We start from the raw sequence: 18,229 nt of genomic DNA on the forward strand, positions 1-18,229 counted from the left end.
GGTTCTTCTCGGTGTGCGCCCGGTCCCGCACGGGACGAGCCGTGCGGGACCGGGCGCGGTGGATTGTGTTGAGCGGCGCTGTCAGGCGGCGGCCGCCGCCCGGGCGAGATCGAGCGCCACATCGACGATCATGTCCTCCTGTCCGCCGACCATGCGGCGGCGGCCGAGCTCGGCGAGGATGTCGCGGGTGTCGACGCCATAGGTCTTCGAGGCGGCCTCGGCGTGGCGCAGGAAGCTGGAATAGACCCCGGCATAGCCCAGCGAGAGGCTTTCCCGGTCCACCCTCACCGGCCGGTCCTGCAGCGGACGCACCAGATCATCGGCGGCGTCCATCAGGATGTTGAGGTCGCAGCCGGTGGCGATGCCCTTGCGGTTCAGCACGGCGATCAGCGCCTCCAGCGGCGCATTGCCCGCGCCCGCGCCCATGCCGGCCAGAGACGCATCCACCCGCACCGCCCCCGCCTCGATGCCCGCCACCGCATTGGCGACGCCGAGGGTCAGGTTGTGATGGGTGTGGACGCCGATCTCCGTCTCCGGCTTCAGCAAGTCGCGGAGCGTCTGCACGCGCAGCGTATAGTCCTCCGGCAGCATGGCCCCGGCGGAATCCGTCACATAGACGCATTCCGAACCGTAGCTCTCCATCAGCTGCGCCTGCTCGGCCAGCTTCTCGGCCGGGATCATGTGCGCCATCATCAGAAAGCTCGCCGTGTCCATGCCGAGCGCCCGGGCCGCCTCGATGTGCTGGCGCGACACGTCGGCCTCGGTGCAGTGGGTACACACCCGCACCGAGCGGGCGCCCGCGTCGTAGGCCGCCTTCAGATCATGCACCGTGCCGATGCCGGGGATGAGCAGGACGGTAACGACGGCGCGGCTGCATTCCTGCGCCACCGCGGCGATCCATTCGAGGTCGTCATGGGCGCCGAAACCGTAGTTGAAGGTGGCGCCGGTGAGGCCGTCGCCATGGCTGATCTCGATGGCGTCCACGCCGGCCCGGTCCAGCGCCCGGGCGATGGCCCGGATCGTGTCGAGCGAATACTGGTGGCGGATGGCGTGCATGCCGTCGCGCAGGGTGACGTCCTGGATGTAGAGCTTGCCGGGGTTCGGGCGGGCCATCACGCGGCCTCCTTCGCGAGGAAACGGGCGGCCCAGCGGTCGGCGGAGACCAAAGCGGCCGAGGTCATGATGTCGAGGTTTCCGGCATAGGCCGGCAGATAGTGGGCAGCGCCCTCCACCTCGAGCAGGATGGTGGTCTTGAGGCCGGTCACCGGGCCGACGCCCGGGATGCGGACGGGCGCGTTGTTGCCGATCTCCTCGAACTGCACCTTCTGCTTGAGGCGATAGCCGGGCACGTAGGCCTTCACGGTCTCGACCATCTCCAGGATGGAGGCCTCGATGGCCTCGCGCGTGCCGCCCTGGGACAGGGTAAAGACGGTGTCGCGCATGATGAGGGGCGGCTCCGCCGGATTGAGGATGATGACCGCCTTGCCGCGCTCGGCGCCGCCGAGCACCTCGATGGCCTTCGACGTCGTCTCGGTGAACTCGTCGATATTGGCGCGGGTGCCGGGGCCGGCGGATTTGGAGGAGATGGAGGCGACGATCTCGCCCCAGATCACCCGGTCGGTGGCGCGGCGCACGGCATGGACCATGGGGATGGTGGCCTGTCCGCCGCAGGTGACCATGTTGACGTTGGACGCGTCGAGATTGGCCTCGCCGTTGATGGCGGGAATGGTGAAGGGGCCGATGGCGGCGGGGGTGAGGTCGATGACCTTCTTGCCATCCTTCCGCAGCACCGCGTCATTGGCGATGTGGGCCTTGGCGGAGGTGGCGTCGAACACGACGCCGATCTCGGCGTAATTGGGCAGGCGGGTGAGGCCCTCGATGCCCTCGTGCGTCACCGGCACCCCGAGCCGCGCCGCGCGGGCGAGGCCGTCGGACGCCGGATCGATCCCCACCATGGCGCCCATCTCCAGATGGCGCGACATGCGCATGATCTTGATCATCAGGTCCGTGCCGATATTCCCAGACCCGATGATCGCGGCCTTGATCTTGGGCGTGCTCATGCCTGCTTCTCCGTGGTGCCGGGTGTTCCGATGGCGACCTTCACTGCGCCGAGCCCCGCGATGCGCGCCTCCAGCACATCGCCGGGCGCGACCGGGACCATGGGGCCGAGGGCGCCGCTGAGCACCACGTCCCCGGCCTTCAGCGGCGTTCCCAGCGCGGCGCAGGTGCGGGCGAGCCACAGCACCGCGGTGAGCGGGTTGCCGAGGCAGGCCGCGCCGCCGCCGAAGGATGCGGCCGTGCCGTTGCGATTGAGCACCATGCCGAGGCCGGCGAGGTCCGTATCCTCCAGCCGGCGGATGGGACCGCCCATCACGTAGACGCCGCTGGAAGCGTTGTCGGCGATGGTGTCCGAGATCTTGATGTCCCAGTTCTGCACGCGGCTGCCGACGATCTCGATGGCGGGGGCCACATAGTCGATGGCGCGGCACACCTCGGTGGGGGTGACGTCCGCCGCCGCAAGGTCCGCCCTCAGCACGAAGGCGACTTCCGCCTCCGCCTTCGGCTGGAGCAGGCGGGCGAAGGGCACCTCCTCGCCGTCGCAATACTCCATGTCGGCGAACAGCACGCCGAAGTCCGGCTGGTCCACGCCAAGCTGCTGCTGGACGGCGCGGGAGGTGAGGCCGATCTTGCGGCCCACGAGGCGCCGCCCCTCCGCCACCGCCCGCTTTGTGTTCAGGAACTGGACCTCGTAGGCGGCCTTCAGGTCGAGGCCGATCAGGTCCCGCACCGGCTCGCAGGGCACGGCCGTGCGCGCCGCGGCGAAGAGGCGGTCCGCCGCTTCGCGGATCTGCTGTGTGCTCATCTCAAATCACCTTGAAAGAAATTCGAGCACCAGCGCGTTGAACGCGTTGGCGTGCTCCCACTGGGCCCAGTGCCCGCAATTGCCGAAGATGTGCAGCTCGGAGCGCGGAATGCCGGCCAGCAGCCGCAGCCCTGCATCCAGCGGCACGAAGCGATCGTTGCGCCCCCATATGACGAGGGTGGGCGCCGAAATCTCGCCCAGGCGCGGGCCGAAATCGGGGAACTGCTTCGGGTTCGCCTCAAGGCTTTTGACGAAGTTCTCAAGATGATCGCGGCGCTGGAGCATGTTCTCAAGGCGCGTGCGGTAGAGATATTCGGTCAAATCATTGGGATCGAACACGAAGACGGCCATCATCGCCTTCAGGTTCTCGATGGTCGGCGCGCGATAAAGCGCGTTCAGGAGCTTGATGCCCTCCGTGGGCATGGGCGCGAAGGGGCTCGCCCCGCCCGTGCCGCCGCCCATCAAAACGAGCTTTCCAACCTTGCCCGGATGGTCGAGGGCGAAGGCGACAGCGCTGTGGCCGCCCATGGAATTGCCGAGGATGTGGATGCGCTCCAGCCCCAGCGCTTCCACCACGCCAGCCAGCACACGCGCATTGAGGTTGGAGCGCGAGCCGGTTGAGACGATGGTGTCGCTCTTGCTCCAGCCGGGGCAATCCACCAGCAGCACGCGATAGCCCGCCTCGACGAGGGGCGCGATGTTGCGGTTGAAGTTGGCCCAGCCTGACGCGCCGGGGCCGGAGCCGTGCAGCATCACCACGGTCTCGCGGGCATTGCCGGGATCGCAGTCGTTGTAATGGATGGTGAGTTCGCCGCCGGCTTCGGGCACGCGGGCGAAGCGGCTGGTGCCGGCTTCCGTGAAGGGTTCGCTCATGCTCAGGATTCCAGGGGGCTGACGCGGCAGAAGGCGCCGTTCACATAGATCAGGGGCTCGCCGCCCGGCGGCTCGGAGGCGTCCAGCACCTCGCACAGCAGGGCATGGTGGGTGCTCTCGTCGAACACCTTCACCACCCGGCAGTCGAAGGTGGCGAGCGCCCCCTCCAGCACGGGTGCGCCGGAGACGCGGGTCTGCCAGCCGCCATGCTCGAAACGGGCGGGGCCAAACACGCCCTCCACCATGCCGGCGAACACCTTGGCGAGGTGCGCCTGCCCCGCGGAGAGCACGTTGATGCACAGGGAGCCGCTGGCGAGGATGCTGTCGGCCGCGGCCACTTTCTTGTTGACCAGAACCACCATGCGGGGCGGATCGACGGTGACGGAACACACCGCAGTGGCGGTGAGCCCGACCTTGGTCTCGCCGTCGCACGTGGTGATGATGGAGACGCCGGAAGCGAGGTGCCGCATGCCGGTGCGATGGTCATCCGGGCTAGCGGTGGGCAGGTGGCGCAGGGCCTCGCTGGCCGCCCAGTCAAGGCGCTGGTTGATGGTCTGTGTGTTGATGTTCTCTGTCATGGCCGGGCCTCAGGCGCGCACGCCGAATGGATTGGCGGCCGGCATGGGATTGCCGAGCATCTGGCCGCCAAGGAGGTCGCCGATATTGTCCTGGTTCTGGGTGATGTGGTTGGCACCCACCAGGATGTCGCGCAGCTGGCGCTGCATGGGATTGTTGAGCCAGACGCCGCGCGTCGACGTCTTCTTGAAGATCATGTGGGCCGCGTCAAAGCATTCGCCGCCGGTGAACTGGTTGGTGGCGAAGTGGCGCACGCGCACGTCGATGGGCACCAGCTCGCCGCGCTCGGCATAGCTCCACGCCTCGTCGGTGTTGTGCAGGATGCGGGTTTCCGCCCCCAGGATCTTCGCGGTCGCCTCGCCGAGGCGGGCCTTGATGAAGGGGTCGTTCACCGCCGCGCCGACGGCCTGGTTGAGGTTCTGACGCGGCCGCATGTGCTCGATGTAGAGATCGGCCATGCCGCGGGCCATGCCGACGATGACGGACGACACCGCCGCGTAGAACACATAGAAGAACGGCATCTTGTAGAGATTTTCCACGTGGCCGTGGGTCTCCTCGCCATAGGCGGCGATGACATGGCTGCGATAGGCCGGCACGAACGCCTCGCGCACCACCAGCTTCTTGCTGCCGGTGCCGGCGAGACCCACGACGAACCAGTCGTCCACGATCTCGAAATCCGATTTCTGCACCCAGAACGAGCGGAACACCTGCTCGCCATTCTCCAAGACGCGACCGCCGAGGAAGGCGCCGCCCTCGGCGTGGTCGCAGCCGCTCGAGGTCAGCCACTCGCCCTTGAGCACGTAGCCGCCGTCCACCGCCGTCACGGTGCCGAAGGGGGCATAGGAGGAGGAGACGAGCCGGGTCGGATCCTCGCCCCACAATTCGTCGCCGCAGCGCGGATCGAGCAGGCCCACCTCGAACGGGTGGACGCCCAGGACCATGACGTTCCAGGCGCTGGAGGGGCAGCCGCGGGCAAGCTCCATCAACACCCTGTTGAGCACGTTGGGGCTCATCTCATAGCCGCCCCAGCGCCGCGGCTGGAGGATGCGGAAGAAGCCGGCATCCTGAAAGGCCTGGATGGTGGCGGCCGGCACCATGCGCGCCTTCTCCACCGCCTCCGCTTGCTCGCGCAGCCAGGGGATCATGGCCGTCGCGCGGGCGACGATCTCGGTTTCGGTGGGCGTGCAGCTCGATCTGTCCAACATGCTGATTCTCCTGGCGTTCCTCGCTGGGGTCGCGTGCACGCTGTCAGCGTGGCCCGGCGCTCATGACGCCGTAGCCGGCGATCCACTCGTTGATCGGGCGGTAGTAGTCGCGGCGGGCGGTGTATCCGTTCCGCGCAGCGGCAAGCGCCGCGAAGGCGGCCACCCAGGTGCGCACCTCGTGGGTGGAGCGGCCGGCCTCCTTCGAGATGTCCTCGATGCTGAAGTCGTCCACGGCATCGAGCTGTCCGCCGAGCAGCAGGTCGATGAAGGCCTGGTCCCATTCGGCGTTGAGGGGCGTCTGGGCGGAGAGGTCCGTGCCGTAGATCTTGCCGGCGGCGATGGTGCGCTCCTGCCGCGCCGCGCGGGCCTCGGGCGTGGGATTGCGACCGCAGATGAGAAACTCGCCGATGGCTTCCGGCGCGCCTTCCAGCAGAGGCACCGGCGGCTCATGGGAGAGGCCGCCCGTGCCGACCACGAGCACGCGCTTGTCGAGGGTGGCAATGAACTGGCCCACCACCTCGCCGAGGCGGCGCACGCGCCGATAGGGCGCAAAGGGCGGGGCGACGGAATTGATGATGATGGGAATGACAGGATAGCGGGTCAGGCTGCCGGTCAGCTCCTCGAGCGTCTGCGTGCAGCCGTGGTCCACCTGGAGGCGATGGGACAGGGAGACGTCCACGTCGTGGTCGAGGACGAAGCGGGTCAAGTCGAGCGCGAGATCCCGCGCCACCGAGAGCGGCCCATGCATCGTCATGTAATCGCCAACCGACTCCGCTGCCGTTGCAATGACGAAAGGCGGCATCAGGTCGTAGAAGAGGCCATTATAGTGGTCCGGCGCGAAGATCACGATCAGCTCGGGGTCGAATGCTTCCACGTCGGCGCGGGCGCGGGCCAGCACGGCATCGACTTCCGCAGTCACCTCGGGCGCGGGATCGTTGAGCCCGCGCAAAGGCGTGTGCGAGAGGCACTTGAGCATGATGGTCATGTTGGCTCCCTCGACCTTGGAAGCTGCGGGCCGACGACAGCGCGTGGCCAGCTCCCCCCTCCAGGTCGTGTTCTTCATTTTGAATGCGTGCACTGTAGGGGCGGTGGCGGCGGAGACGGAACGTCAAACCGCTCGGATGTGCACCTAGTGCACATCATTGATTTCAAATATCATTCCGGGACATCGTGAAAGCCCGGGGGCAGATCGGTGCGGGGCGAGGATCGAGGCGCGGCGGGCCTTTGCGCGTGCAATGCGCCGAACGTTTCGCGCCTGGTCTATGCTGGCGAAAAGGTCGGGAGCGAAACCACATGGCGGAGGCGAGCCGCTACAAGAACGTCCGGGGGCTCAGCCGGGGGCTCGCGCTCCTCAATGTCCTCAACCGCATGGATGGCGGCGCGAACGTCGCGCGCCTCGCCGAGCTGACCAAGCTGCATCGCACCACCGTGCAACGTCTTCTGGAGACGTTGCAGACGGAGGGATATGTCCGGCGCAGCGAGTCCGATGACCGCTATTGCCTGAACCTTCGAGTGCGCGAGCTCAGCGAAGGCTTTCGCGACGAACACTGGATCTCGGCCCTGGCCTCGCCGCTGCTCGGCGAGTTGCTGCGGGAGGTGGGCTGGCCGACGGACCTGTGCACCTTCGACGTGGACGCCATGGTGGTGCGCGAGACCACCCACCGCTTCAGCAAGCTCTCGTTCCATCGCTCCATGATTGGCCGGCGCCTGCCCCTGCTCCAGACGGCCAGCGGCACGGCCTACCTCGCCTTCTGTCCCGCGGATGAGCGCGAGCGCATCATCGATTTCCTCGCCCGTCAGCCGCGAATGGAATGCCGGCTGGCCCGCGACCGCCCGGCCCTGAACGACCTGCTCGCCCGCGTGGTGCAGCAGGGATATGGCTTCAACCACATGAACTGGACGGAAGAGCCGAAGATGGCCGGGATCGCCGTTCCGATCCGCAGCGCGCAAGGTCTTCTGGGCTGCCTGAGCGTGGTCTACATTGCGTCGGCGATGACGACTGCGGTCGCGGCCTCGCGCTATCTGGACTCGCTGCGCAAGGTGGTGAATTCCCTGGAGGCGGAGACGATGAAAGCGGAGATCGCATAGGCGGCCCCGTGCCCCCAGCTACGGCACATGCGCCGTGTCGGCGGGCTGATCCTCAGGCAGACCCGATCTCGCTGCCGCGACGAGCAAACGGACGACCGAGCCGATCTCGGCACGCAGGTGAGGATCGGCGATGATGCCTGAGGCATCCACGGCCGACCTCGGCACGGGAATGTCGCGGCAAGCGGCCTCGATGATCCTGGCGCCGGCGCGTTCCAGGACGAGTCTCAGCGCCGCATAGGTATCCTGCGCACGGCCTTCCGCGGACGCATTGATCCACCCAACCGGCCGCTCACAGAGGCTGGCTCCGCCCACGGTCCAGTCGAGAGCATTCTTGAAGCTCCCCGGCAGCGATCCGGCATATTCCGGCGTCGAGATGAGCACGGCGTCGGCCTTGCCGATTCCCTCACGCAGCTCGACCACGTTGGGGTGGAGCGGATCCACATCATCGTCCGGATTGAAGTGGGGGAGGCCTGCAATACCCTGATAGAGCAGCGCCTGGGTGCCGACCGGCGCGAGAGCGCGGGCGGTCGCGAGAACCGCGCCATTGATCGAGCCCTGCCGGAGACTGCCGTTCAACAGCATCAGCCTGATTGTCGTCTCCATGTCGGTCGTCTTCCATGCAACGGACGCGCAGAATGGCGTCCTGTGGTGCGATGGACAATCGTAACCGCGGCTGCACCCCGGGGCGTGCGGCCATTGCCCCTACCCCGTCGGGACCTCCATGCGCCCGCGCAGCGCGCCCGCCAGATGCTCGGCGAACTGGGCGCTGGGCAGCGGCAGGTTGCGGTCGCGGAGCTGACCCAGGACCAGATCGGCGCTCGGCAGGTCGCGCTCGTCCACCGGGCGCACGACGATACCCGGCGGCATGGCATCCGGCTCGGCGCCGATCTCGATCTGGAACGAGATCATGCCGGTATGGGCAACGAGGCCGCGCAGCAGCTCGAAGGAATTGGTCTCGGCGGCCACCGACAGCTTCAGCCCCGCGCGGGACAGCCGCTCCTCGATCATCTGCCGGCCGCCGGTGGAGAATTCCGGCAAGGCGAGGGGATGGCCGGTGCAGTCGGCGAGGCGGAGCTTCGCCTTGCGGGCGAGCGGGTGGTCCGCGTTCATCAGCGCCACCAGCCGCTGCGGCAGGGTCATGATCGGCCTCAGGCGCCCAAGAAACGGCGGGCGGAAGACGAGAATGAGGTCCACCACATAATCCACCAGCAGGCCCATGGCCCGCTCGTGGTCCACCACCATCACCTCGAACGTCATCAGCGGATAGCGCTTGCGGAAGGCGCCGATCTGCCGCGGCAGGAAATCGTGCGCCAATGCCTGGCTGCAGGCGATCCGCACCGTGCCCCGCCGCAGGCCGCGCAGATCCTCGAGTTGCGAGCGCATCCGGTCGGCGTCGTTCAGCTGCTCGCGCACATAGGTGAGGAAAACCTCGCCGGCCGAGGTGAGGCGCACGCCGCGCGCGCGCCGCTCCAGCAGCTTCAGCCCCAGTTCCTCCTCCAGATCGATGATGCGCCGGTTGAGGGCGGAGGGCGTCACATTGAGCCGGTCGGCGGCGCCGCGAATGGAGCCGGTGCGCGCCACCTCGTCCATGTAGCGCAGGAATCTGAGGTGCCGCATGCCGTCTCCACCCATCGTAGCCTTTTAGGCTACAGCATGTGGAATAATCGGCAATGGATCGCATCACTGCGTCGTGCCAATGTCATCTCTCAGCAGGAGAGCTCCTCTCCGGCGTGTCGCGAGAACGCTCCTTATGTCCGCGTCCGACCAGCCCCCGCTGAAACCGCCCCCGCTGCGCTTCGCCCGTCCCGTGCCGACGCCCCGGCCGGTGACCATGCCCGGCGCGCCGCAGCCGGCCGAGATCGATCTCGCCCGCAGCGCGCTCGTCATCGTGGACATGCAGAACGATTTTCTCGAACCCGACGGCTGGTTTCCCCGCCTCGGCGTCGATCCCACGCCGCTCCTCGCCATCGTGCCGACCCTTCAGGCTCTGGCGGCGGCGACGCGGGCGGCAGGCCTGCCCGTCATTTTCGTGAACTGGGGGGTGCGGGCGGATCGCGCGGAGCTGTCGGCCCCGCTCCTCGCCAAGGCGTCGGGCGCGGGCACGCGGCCCGTCTATGCCGATCCCTCGGTGGAAGGGCGGGGACGCATTCTCGTGGAGGGCGACTGGGGCGCCGCGACCATCGACGCGCTGGCGCCGGAGCCGGGCGACCTCGTGGTGCACAAGCATCGCCTCTCCGGCTTCCACGACAACGAGCTCGACTCCATCCTGCGCAACCGCGGCATCGACACGCTGCTGTTCTCAGGTGTGAACATCGACCGCTGCGTCTTCTCCACGCTCTGCGACGCGAGCTTCCGCGGCTACGGCTGCCTGCTGGTGGAAGACGCCTGCGCCACCGTCTCGCCGGCCTATGTGTCGGACGCCATCCTCTTCCTCGTGCGCCAGCTCTACGGCGTCACGCTTTCGAGCAGCGACCTGATGGCCGCCCTCGCCGACCAGCCTCAACAATAACCAGAGCCAGACGGGACCTTCAGAATGACACTCCGCACACTCTCGCGACGCCTCGCACGCAGCAAACTTGCGCTTGCCCTTGCCCTCGGCGTCGCCTCCACCGCCGCCGCCGGCCTGCCGGCGCTCGCGGACACCAAGCTGAAGATGGTGCTCAACTGGAAGTATCAGGGCCCGCAGGGCATGTTCTTCCTGGCGCAGGACCGCGGATACTTCAAGGCCGAGGGTCTCGACGTGACTTTCGATCAGGGCAACGGCTCCGGCGCCGCGGTGCCGCTGGTGGCGAACGGCACCTATGACATGGGCTTCGGCGATGTGAACGCGCTCATCGAGCTTGCCGCCAAGAAGCCGGAGGGCGCGCCCGTCGCCGTCTACATCATGTTCAACCAGCCGCCCTTCACCATCGCGGTGAAGGCGGACAGCCCGATCAAGACGCCGAAGGATCTGGAAGGCAAGACGCTGGGCGGCGCGGCCAATGATGGCGCGCTGAAGCTCTTCCCGGCCTTCTGCAAGCTGACGAAGATCGACTGCTCCGGCATCAAGATCACCAACATGCAGCCGAACCTGCGCGAGCAGATGCTGATGCAGGGCCAGGTGGACGGGGTGTTCGGCTATGTGAACACCATCCGCTTCTCCGCCAAGCTGATCGGCGCCGGTGATGACAAGCTGCGTTACATCAACTTCGGCGATTACGGCATGGACCTCTATTCCAACGGCATCATCGTCTCGGCCGATCTCATCAAGAACAATCCCGAGGCCATCAAGGGCTTCCTGCGCGCCCTCAACAAGGGCGTCATCGACACGCTGAAGGACCCGGACGCGGCCGTGGCCGCCGTGGCCAAGCGCGAGCCCCTCATCAAGATCCCGGTGGAGACCGAGCGCCTCGACGCCACCCTGAAGGCGGAGATGAACCACCCGGAGATCGCCAAGATCGGCCTCGGCAACGTGGACATGAAGCGCCTGCAGGAATCCATCGACATCCTGGTGGACGCCAACAAGCTGCCCACCACCCCGAAGGCCGCGCAGATCTTCGATCCCGCCTTCCTGCCGCCGGTGGCGGACCTGCCCAAGAAGCTGTTCTGAAAGAGCTTTTCTGAACCAGACGCTCCGACGTCCCGACCCGGCGCCGCTCCCGTGAGTGGAGCGGCGCCCGCCCCCTACCCAACGGACCTCCCATGGATCTCAAGCTCAAGGATCGCGTCGCGCTGATCACCGGCCCCGCCAAGGGCATGGGCGCCGCCATCACCCGCGCCTTCGCGGCCGAAGGCTGCCGCCTCGCCCTCATCGGCCGTGACACGGCAGCCATCGCGCCGATCGCCGACGAGGTGCGCTCCGCCGGCGCCGAGGCGCTCGTGATCCCCTGCGACCTGACCGACGCCGATGCGTGCGATGCCGCCGCCGCGCGCACCGTGGAGGCGTTCGGCACGGTGGACATCCTCGTCAACGTGGCCGGCGGCTCCGGCCCCATCGGCAAGACGGGCGTGGAGACGACGCCGGCGGAGTTCGACGAGATCGTCACCCTCAACATGAACGGCTGCTTTCACACCATGCGCGCCGTGCTGCCCACCATGATGGAGCGCCGCTATGGCAAGATCGTCAATGTGGGCGGCACCTTCGGCATGCGGGGGCGGGCCGGCCGCATGGCCTATTCGGCCTCCAAATGGGGCCTGCGCGGCATCACCAAGAGCTTCGCGCTGGAGGTGGGGCCGCACAACGTCAACGTGAATTGCGTGGAGCCCGGCATGGTGGACGGCCCGCGCTTCCGCGAGAAGGTCTGCGCCGACATGGCGCGGAAGCTCTCCATCACGCTGGAGGAGGCCATGGCCCGCCACGCGGCGGACTATGCCCTGCGCCGCGTGACCACCGACGAGGACGTGGCCAACGCCTGCCTGTTCCTCGCCAGCGACGTATCCCGCCAGCTCACCGGCATCGACATGCCGGTCGACGGCGGCTGGGCGATGCTCTGAGGAGGATGACATGAACGAACCTGTCGATCTCGTCATCCATGGCGGGCGCATCGTCTCCCCCGAGACGGTCATCGAAGCCTCCATCGCCATCCGCGGCGAGACCATCGTCGCCGTCGGCGCGCCCGATGCCATGCCGGAGGCGAAGGAGACCTTCGACGCCACGGGCCTTCACATTCTGCCCGGCGCCATCGACGTACATGTGCACTTCCGCGATCCCGGCTACACCCACAAGGAAGACTTCGAGAGCGGCACCGCCGCCGCGGCCTTCGGCGGCGTGACCACCGTGTTCGACATGCCCAACACCATCCCCACCGTGGCGGACGGGGAGACGCTGAAGGCCAAGCACGCCATCGCCGCCTCCAAGGCACATGTGGACTACGGCCTCTATGCGGTGCTGGGCGAAGACACCATCGAGAAGGTGCCGGAGCTGATCGAGGCCGGGATCATCGGCTTCAAGTGCTACATGGGGAACACCTTCGGCCGCATCCCGACGCCCTCCACGGGGGCGATGCTGGAGGCATTCGAAATGGTGGCGCCCACCGGCAAGCGCATCTCGCTGCATGCCGAGACCAATTCGGTGATGGAGCGGCGCCAGAAGCGTCTGACAGAGAGCGGCCGCAGCGATCCCCTCGCCCATCTCGCCTCCCGCCCCGCCGTGGTGGCGGTGGAAGCCGTGGCCCGCGCGGCCATCCTTGCCGAATGGACCGGCGCGCGCATCCATATCCTCCACATTTCCTCCGCCGCCGAGCTTGGCCCGCTGCGCGACGCCAAGGCGCGCGGCGTCGACATCACCGGCGAGACCTGCCCGCATTACCTGATGCTGGGCGAGGCCGATTACGCCCGCTGCCGCGGCATCATCCGCGTCAACCCGCCGGTGCGGGAAAGCGTGAACAACGAACCGCTCTGGGCCGGCCTTCTCGACGGCACCATCGACATGATCGCCACCGACCACGCCCCGCACACGCCGGAGGAGAAGACCCGCGCCGACATCTGGAGCGTGGATTGCGGCTTCCCGGGCGTCGAGACGCAGATGCCGCTCATGCTCACCGAGGTCGCGGCCGGCCGCTACGACATCCGCGACTATGTGCGCTGGAGCGCGGTGAACCCGGCCAAGGTGTGGGGGCTCTATCCGAAGAAGGGCGCCATCCTGCCCGGCGCCGACGCGGACCTCGCCTTCGTGGACCTGAACCACGCCTGGACGTTGCGCGACGCCGATCTCCAGTCCCGCTCCAAGATTTCCCCGTGGGACGGACGGGGCGTGGTGGGCCTGCCGCGCCACACCATGGTGCGCGGGCGGTTCGTGATGAGGGATCGCGTGCTGGTGGCGGACACGAAGGGCCACGGCCGCTCGGTCCACGCCATCCAGCAGATGCCGGAGGCGAAGCCGCTCCATACCGATGAAACCATGGCGGCGGTCATCGCCCACCGGCCGGAGGCGGCGGCATGAACGAGGATGCCCCTCCCTTCGTCCATCTCCAGGACGTGCGCCTGACCTACGGCCACGGCGAGCGCACCGTGGAGGCGCTCGGCACCACCAATCTCAAGGTCGGCAAGGGCGATTTCGTCGCCCTCGTCGGCCCCTCCGGCTGCGGCAAGTCCACCATCCTCAAGCTGGTGACGGGGCTCATCCCCGCCTCGGCCGGCTGGGTGTTCGTCGCGCAGCGCGAAGTGGGCGCGGAGCCGGTGCGGGTGGGCATGGCCTTCCAGAACCCGACCCTGCTGCCGTGGCTCACCATCCGGCAGAACGTGATGCTGCCGCTGAAGATCGTGCCGCCCTTCCGCCAGCAGTACCGCGCCAAGAAGAAGACCGAGTTCCGCGACCGCGCCGATGCCCTGCTGGAGCAGGTGGGCCTCGCGGGCTTCGGCGACAAGTTTCCCTGGCAGCTCTCCGGCGGCATGCTCCAGCGCGCCTCGCTCTGCCGGGCCCTGATCCACGACCCCCAGCTCCTGATGCTGGACGAGCCGTTCGGCGCCCTCGACCAGTTCACCCGCGAGGAATTGTGGGCCATCCTTCAGGACCTGTGGCTGACGCGCCGCCCGACCGTGCTGCTCGTCACCCATGATCTCAAGGAAGCCGGCTATCTCGCCAATCGCGTCTGCGTCATGCGCGCCCGGCCGGGGCGGATTGTCGAGGACTGCGCGGTGGATTTCGTTCGCCCGCGCACCATCGAGATGACCTACGAGCCGGGCTTCGTCTCTCTCACCCAGCGCCTGCGCGAGCTGATCGTCTCCGCCCGCGCGCCCGACGCCGCAGTGGAGAGCGCCGCATGACCTACGCCCTGCGCCGCCGCCTCAATTCCGCAGCCGTCATCATCGGCTTCTTCGTCGTCTGGGAACTCGCCTGCGTGATCTTCCACATCAAGGAGATCGTCCTGCCGCGGCCCAGCCAGGTGTTCGAAACGCTCTGGCTCCAGGCTCCCGCCATCTGGCCGCACACGGTGCAGACGCTCTACACCACGCTGGTGGGTTTCGCCCTCGGCATCGTCTCCGGCGTGCTGCTGGGCGTTCTCATCGGCTCCTCGCGCCTCGCCTATGACACGGGCTATCCGCTGCTGATCGGCTTTTCCTCCATCCCGAAGGTGGCGGTGGTCCCGATCTTCGTCCTGTGGTTCGGGGCGGGCACGGTGCCGGCCGTGCTCACCGCCATGATCATGAGCCTCTTCCCCATCGTCGTGAACGTCGCCACCGGCCTTGCCACCACGGAGCCGGAGCTGGAGGACGTGATGAAGGCGCTCCGCGCCACCAAGCTCGACATCCTGTTCAATGTCGGCCTGCCCCGCGCCATGCCCTATTTCTTCGCCTCCCTGAAGGTATCGGTGACGCTCGCCTTCGTCGGAACGGTGATCGCCGAGACGGTGGCCTCGAACCAGGGCATCGGCAACCTCATGATGATCGCCTCTTCCTCCTTCGACGTGCCCCTCGTCTTCGCCGGGCTGCTCGTGCTGGCGCTGCTGGGCGTCGGCCTCTACGCCATCTTCTCCCTCATCGAAGGGCGGGTGATCGGCTGGGCGCGGCGCAAGGACGGGGCGGACTTCGCCTGAGACACGCGCCATGCCCACTGCCAAGGTCCATCGCATCCCCACGGCGAGCCCCGACGACGTGTCCGGTCTTGCCGCCGCCATCGCCTCCGGCGCCATCGCGCCCAAGGGCATCCTCGCCATCTTCGGCAAGACCGAGGGCAACGGCTGCGTCAACGACTTCTCCCGCGGCTTCGCTGTCTCCGCCTTGCAGGCGCTCCTGCGCTCTCATCTCGGCGGCGCGGCGGATGAGGTGTGCCTCGTCATGTCGGGCGGCACCGAGGGCGGGATGTCGCCCCACCTGCTGGTCTTCGAGGTGACCGAGGCCGATGCGAACGACGCCTTCCCTGCCCTCGCCGTCGGCCGCGCGCATACGCCGGACCTTCCCTCCGAGCATCTCGGTCGAATGGGGCAGGTGCGCTCGGTCGCCGAAGGCGTGCGACGGGCCATGGAAGCCGCCGGCATCAAAGACGCCGGCGATGTCCATTTCGTACAGGTGAAGTGCCCGCTTCTCACGGCCGCCCGCGTGCGCGAGGCCGAGGAGCGGGGCGCGACCACGGCGACCTCCGACACGTTGAAATCCATGGGCCTCTCGCGCGGCGCCAGTGCGCTCGGCATCGCGCTGGCGCTTGGCGAGGTGGCCGAGGATGCGCTTTCCGACGCTGCCATCTGCGCCGACTACGGCCTGTGGTCCGGCCGCGCCAGTTGCTCGAGCGGCATCGAACTGCTGGGGCACGAGATCGTCGTGCTCGGCATGTCGAGGAGCTGGAGCGGCCCGCGCGTCATCGCTCATGCAGTGATGGCAGATGCCATAGATGTCGCGCCGGTGCGCGAAGCAATCGACAGTCTCGGAGGCGCGCCGGGCGAAGCCACCATCGTACTCGCCAAGGCCGAGGCGAGCCGCAGCGGCCTTATCCGTGGCAAGCGCCACACCATGCTGGACGACAGCGACATCTCCTCCACCCGCCACGCCCGCGCCTTCGTCGCCGGCGCCCTGGCCGGCGTGGTCGGCCACACGGAGATTTATGTCTCCGGCGGCGCCGAACATCAGGGACCGGATGGTGGCGGCCCGGTGGCCATCATCGGCGCGCGTATGGCGGCAGAAGGCAGGTAGTTCGCCTGCTTTCATCTCGGCCCAGCAAGCACCCCTGCCATGGAACGAGCGCCGGCCTTCCCACGTGTGGCGCCTCTCCAGTGCCCGGCTCTGCCGGACTGAAGAATGCCGCGCTAGAGCGATGCGGCGCGCAACCGCGTCTGCCAGAGGGCGCGACGCTTCTTGAGTTCGTCGTCCCGGTCGAGATCGGGGAAGTCGTCCCGGAGCCGGTCAAGTTCCTCATATCGGAATTCGGAGGCACCATGCGCCCGCCACGCGGCTTGCAGCGCCCCGTTGGCGTGCCTGCCGATGCCCAGTTCGAACCAGATCCTGTTCTTGTACGTGTCTACGGTGGGGCTGGTGCCGACCCACACCTCCCCCGTCGCAGTGCAGATGATCGCATAGACCCCGAATGCGGGCTTGCGTTGCCGATAGGCCGCGACGGCCGCCTTGCGCTCCTGCCTGTCCATGACGCCTCCATATTTACCCGGATGATATAGATTGATTTTTCATCCGGGTAAATAAGGGCATCGCACGGAGACCTCGCCGTTCGACCGCTGGCGGCCCCCACCCGCCCTGCAGGCAGGTGCGGACCAGGACCCACGCTCAGGCGTACTGGGCCACGCCGTTGCCGAGCGACCAATTCTCCTTCTTCACCTCGATGAGGTTGACGAAGACATCCTCGGGCCGAAGGCCGGGGCTCTCGCTGAGATAGAGGGCGATGCGCCGGAACATCTCCTTCTTCTGCTCCACCGTGCGGGTGTCGTTCGCGGCGATCTGGATGAACACCACATCTTCAGTACGCGAGATGCCCATGTAGGAAGGGTCGAACCGGAAGTTCTCGGCCGAATGCTCGGTGATGGTCATGAACTGGTTGTCGCGCGGCACATTGAACGTCTCCTGCATTGCGCGCGCGAGACTGTCGAAGATCGCCCGGCGATAGGTTTCCGGCTTGCCGGCCCTGAGGGAGATGTGCGTGAGAGGCATGTGCGGCTCCTTCCCGTTGATCGATGTCGAAACAATAGGAATGGCCGCTTCTTTTTGGTACGCTATCGCAGTTCATATCTGAGATAGCATTTTGATATGATTGATCCGCCACTCGACCTCGATTCCGTCCGGACCTTCGTTCACATCGCGGAGCTGGAAAGCTTCACGAGGGCAGCGGAAGCCATGGGCACGAGCCAGGCGGCCGTCAGTCTCAAGCTGAAGCGGCTCGAAGGGCGCCTCGGATGCCGCCTGTTCGACCGCACCCCGCGCTACGTCCAATTGTCGCCCCGCGGCGCGAGCTTTCTCGATCAGGCGCGCGCCTTGCTCGAACTGCACGACCGGACGCTGGCCTCCCTCTCGGAACAGCGCCGGCGGCTCACCATCGGAATCAGCGATCATGTCGCCGGCCCCGAGCTTCCGGCCCTGATCGCGCGCATGAACAGCCAGGATCCGCAGCTTGTGATCGAGATCCGGATCGGGTCGTCGGCCGATCTCCTGCAGCAGTTCGACCGGCGGGAGATCGACAGCGCGCTCATTCGCCTCAGGTCCGATCGGGACGATGGCAGCCTGATCGCCGAGGAACAGTTCGGTTGGTTCGCCGCTCCCGCTTGGCAACACCGCCCGGACGAGCCGCTGCCGATTGCCACGATGGCCGAGCCGTGTGGCGTGCGCGCGCTGGCCTGTCGGCTTCTGGACGATGCCGGGGTGAACTGGCGGGAGATTTTTGTTGGCGGCGGGGTGATGGCGGTGGCGGCGGCGGTGATGGCGGGCCTCGGGGTGGCGGCGCTATCGCCGCGCATGGTCCCGTTTGGTGTGATGGAGGTGAGCCGGCGGCTCGGTCTTCCGCCCCTGCCGCGTCAGCCGATCATGCTGCACAGCCGGGTGAAGGACGCCCCCTCACGCGAAGCGCTTGCGGCGTTGGCGGCCGCCTTCCGGGGCGCGGCCCGGGGGTGAAGCAGTGCGCTTGGCGCAAATGTCATCGACTTGCGAGACAAAGACTATCGTCCGGCGCTGATCTCGGATCTTGATCTTGCGTGCAAACGCAAAAACCTCC

At 67.4% G+C, this 18,229-nt stretch carries 20 protein-coding genes; 9 read left to right on the top strand and 11 right to left on the bottom strand.

Going from position 1 to position 18,229, the window contains the following annotated elements; translation table 11 throughout:
• Window positions 1-81: 81 nt before the first annotated feature.
• From dmpG to A37E_RS0105620, 7 genes are read right to left on the bottom strand one after another with little or no spacing between them, the layout of a single operon-like run.
• A complete protein-coding gene (gene dmpG / locus A37E_RS0105590) occupies window positions 82-1,113 on the bottom strand; it encodes a 4-hydroxy-2-oxovalerate aldolase (RefSeq protein WP_029555709.1) in 1,032 nt (343 codons plus the stop codon).
• Window positions 1,113-2,060 (bottom strand): acetaldehyde dehydrogenase (acetylating), encoded by a 948-nt coding sequence (locus tag A37E_RS0105595; RefSeq protein WP_029555710.1) that lies wholly within the window; start codon window positions 2,058-2,060, stop codon window positions 1,113-1,115. Before A37E_RS0105595 ends, dmpG begins: the two co-directional genes overlap by 1 nt.
• The gene (locus A37E_RS0105600; protein WP_029555711.1) at window positions 2,057-2,863 is read right to left on the bottom strand and encodes a fumarylacetoacetate hydrolase family protein; all 807 of its coding nucleotides are present in this window, start codon (window positions 2,861-2,863) and stop codon (window positions 2,057-2,059) included. The genes A37E_RS0105595 and A37E_RS0105600 overlap by 4 nt, the downstream gene beginning before the upstream one ends.
• Window positions 2,864-2,869: 6 nt before the next feature.
• Window positions 2,870-3,736 carry an alpha/beta fold hydrolase gene (locus A37E_RS0105605; protein WP_029555712.1) on the bottom strand — a complete coding sequence of 289 codons (867 nt, stop codon included), beginning with the start codon at window positions 3,734-3,736 and terminating at the stop codon, window positions 2,870-2,872.
• Window positions 3,737-3,738: 2 nt separating this feature from the next.
• A complete protein-coding gene (locus A37E_RS0105610) occupies window positions 3,739-4,314 on the bottom strand; it encodes a flavin reductase family protein (RefSeq protein ID WP_029555713.1) in 576 nt (191 codons plus the stop codon).
• Between the two features lie 9 nt (window positions 4,315-4,323).
• Complete coding sequence (locus tag A37E_RS0105615; RefSeq protein ID WP_029555714.1) at window positions 4,324-5,517, bottom strand: acyl-CoA dehydrogenase family protein; 1,194 nt, start codon at window positions 5,515-5,517, stop codon at window positions 4,324-4,326.
• 43 nt (window positions 5,518-5,560) lie between these two features.
• A complete protein-coding gene (locus A37E_RS0105620) occupies window positions 5,561-6,502 on the bottom strand; it encodes a 3-carboxyethylcatechol 2,3-dioxygenase (protein ID WP_029555715.1) in 942 nt (313 codons plus the stop codon).
• Window positions 6,503-6,810: 308 nt separating this feature from the next.
• On the opposite strand from A37E_RS0105620, the gene A37E_RS0105625 reads away from it, so the two are divergent.
• Window positions 6,811-7,605: a DNA-binding transcriptional regulator gene (locus A37E_RS0105625; protein WP_029555716.1), complete on the top strand. Its 795-nt coding sequence runs from the start codon at window positions 6,811-6,813 to the stop codon at window positions 7,603-7,605.
• Window positions 7,606-7,623: 18 nt separating this feature from the next.
• Here A37E_RS0105625 and A37E_RS0105630 read toward each other — a convergent pair whose 3' ends face one another.
• Entirely contained in the window at window positions 7,624-8,208 is a 585-nt protein-coding gene (locus A37E_RS0105630; protein WP_051678813.1) for an NADPH-dependent FMN reductase, read from the bottom strand.
• A 99-nt stretch (window positions 8,209-8,307) separates the two neighbouring features.
• Window positions 8,308-9,222 (bottom strand): LysR substrate-binding domain-containing protein, encoded by a 915-nt coding sequence (locus A37E_RS0105635; protein WP_029555718.1) that lies wholly within the window; start codon window positions 9,220-9,222, stop codon window positions 8,308-8,310.
• A gap of 133 nt (window positions 9,223-9,355) precedes the next feature.
• On the opposite strand from A37E_RS0105635, the gene A37E_RS0105640 reads away from it, so the two are divergent.
• From A37E_RS0105640 to A37E_RS0105670, 7 genes are all read left to right on the top strand, one after another.
• Entirely contained in the window at window positions 9,356-10,114 is a 759-nt protein-coding gene (locus A37E_RS0105640) for a cysteine hydrolase family protein (protein WP_051678814.1), read from the top strand.
• Window positions 10,115-10,138: 24 nt separating this feature from the next.
• A complete protein-coding gene (locus A37E_RS0105645) occupies window positions 10,139-11,194 on the top strand; it encodes an ABC transporter substrate-binding protein (protein ID WP_029555720.1) in 1,056 nt (351 codons plus the stop codon).
• Between the two features lie 92 nt (window positions 11,195-11,286).
• Window positions 11,287-12,078 (top strand): SDR family NAD(P)-dependent oxidoreductase, encoded by a 792-nt coding sequence (locus tag A37E_RS0105650; RefSeq protein ID WP_029555721.1) that lies wholly within the window; start codon window positions 11,287-11,289, stop codon window positions 12,076-12,078.
• Between the two features lie 10 nt (window positions 12,079-12,088).
• Window positions 12,089-13,525 carry an allantoinase AllB gene (gene allB, locus A37E_RS0105655; protein ID WP_029555722.1) on the top strand — a complete coding sequence of 479 codons (1,437 nt, stop codon included), beginning with the start codon at window positions 12,089-12,091 and terminating at the stop codon, window positions 13,523-13,525.
• Window positions 13,522-14,349: an ABC transporter ATP-binding protein gene (locus A37E_RS0105660; protein ID WP_024280821.1), complete on the top strand. Its 828-nt coding sequence runs from the start codon at window positions 13,522-13,524 to the stop codon at window positions 14,347-14,349. Before allB ends, A37E_RS0105660 begins: the two co-directional genes overlap by 4 nt.
• Entirely contained in the window at window positions 14,346-15,119 is a 774-nt protein-coding gene (locus tag A37E_RS0105665) for an ABC transporter permease (RefSeq protein WP_024280822.1), read from the top strand. The genes A37E_RS0105660 and A37E_RS0105665 overlap by 4 nt, the downstream gene beginning before the upstream one ends.
• 10 nt (window positions 15,120-15,129) lie before the next feature.
• Window positions 15,130-16,209: a ring-opening amidohydrolase gene (locus A37E_RS0105670; protein ID WP_029555724.1), complete on the top strand. Its 1,080-nt coding sequence runs from the start codon at window positions 15,130-15,132 to the stop codon at window positions 16,207-16,209.
• Between the two features lie 113 nt (window positions 16,210-16,322).
• Here A37E_RS0105670 and A37E_RS0105675 read toward each other — a convergent pair whose 3' ends face one another.
• Window positions 16,323-16,658: a GIY-YIG nuclease family protein gene (locus A37E_RS0105675; RefSeq protein ID WP_029555725.1), complete on the bottom strand. Its 336-nt coding sequence runs from the start codon at window positions 16,656-16,658 to the stop codon at window positions 16,323-16,325.
• A gap of 136 nt (window positions 16,659-16,794) precedes the next feature.
• Window positions 16,795-17,175: a tautomerase family protein gene (locus A37E_RS0105680; RefSeq protein WP_029555726.1), complete on the bottom strand. Its 381-nt coding sequence runs from the start codon at window positions 17,173-17,175 to the stop codon at window positions 16,795-16,797.
• A gap of 96 nt (window positions 17,176-17,271) precedes the next feature.
• Between A37E_RS0105680 and A37E_RS0105685 the strand changes: the two genes are divergently transcribed.
• Window positions 17,272-18,129, top strand: a complete 858-nt coding sequence (locus A37E_RS0105685; RefSeq protein WP_029555727.1) for a LysR substrate-binding domain-containing protein — start codon at window positions 17,272-17,274, stop codon at window positions 18,127-18,129.
• Window positions 18,130-18,229: the final 100 nt, after the last annotated feature.

It is taken from the genome of Xanthobacter sp. 91, from assembly GCF_000702385.1.
Lineage (GTDB): Bacteria > Pseudomonadota > Alphaproteobacteria > Rhizobiales > Xanthobacteraceae > Xanthobacter > Xanthobacter aminoxidans.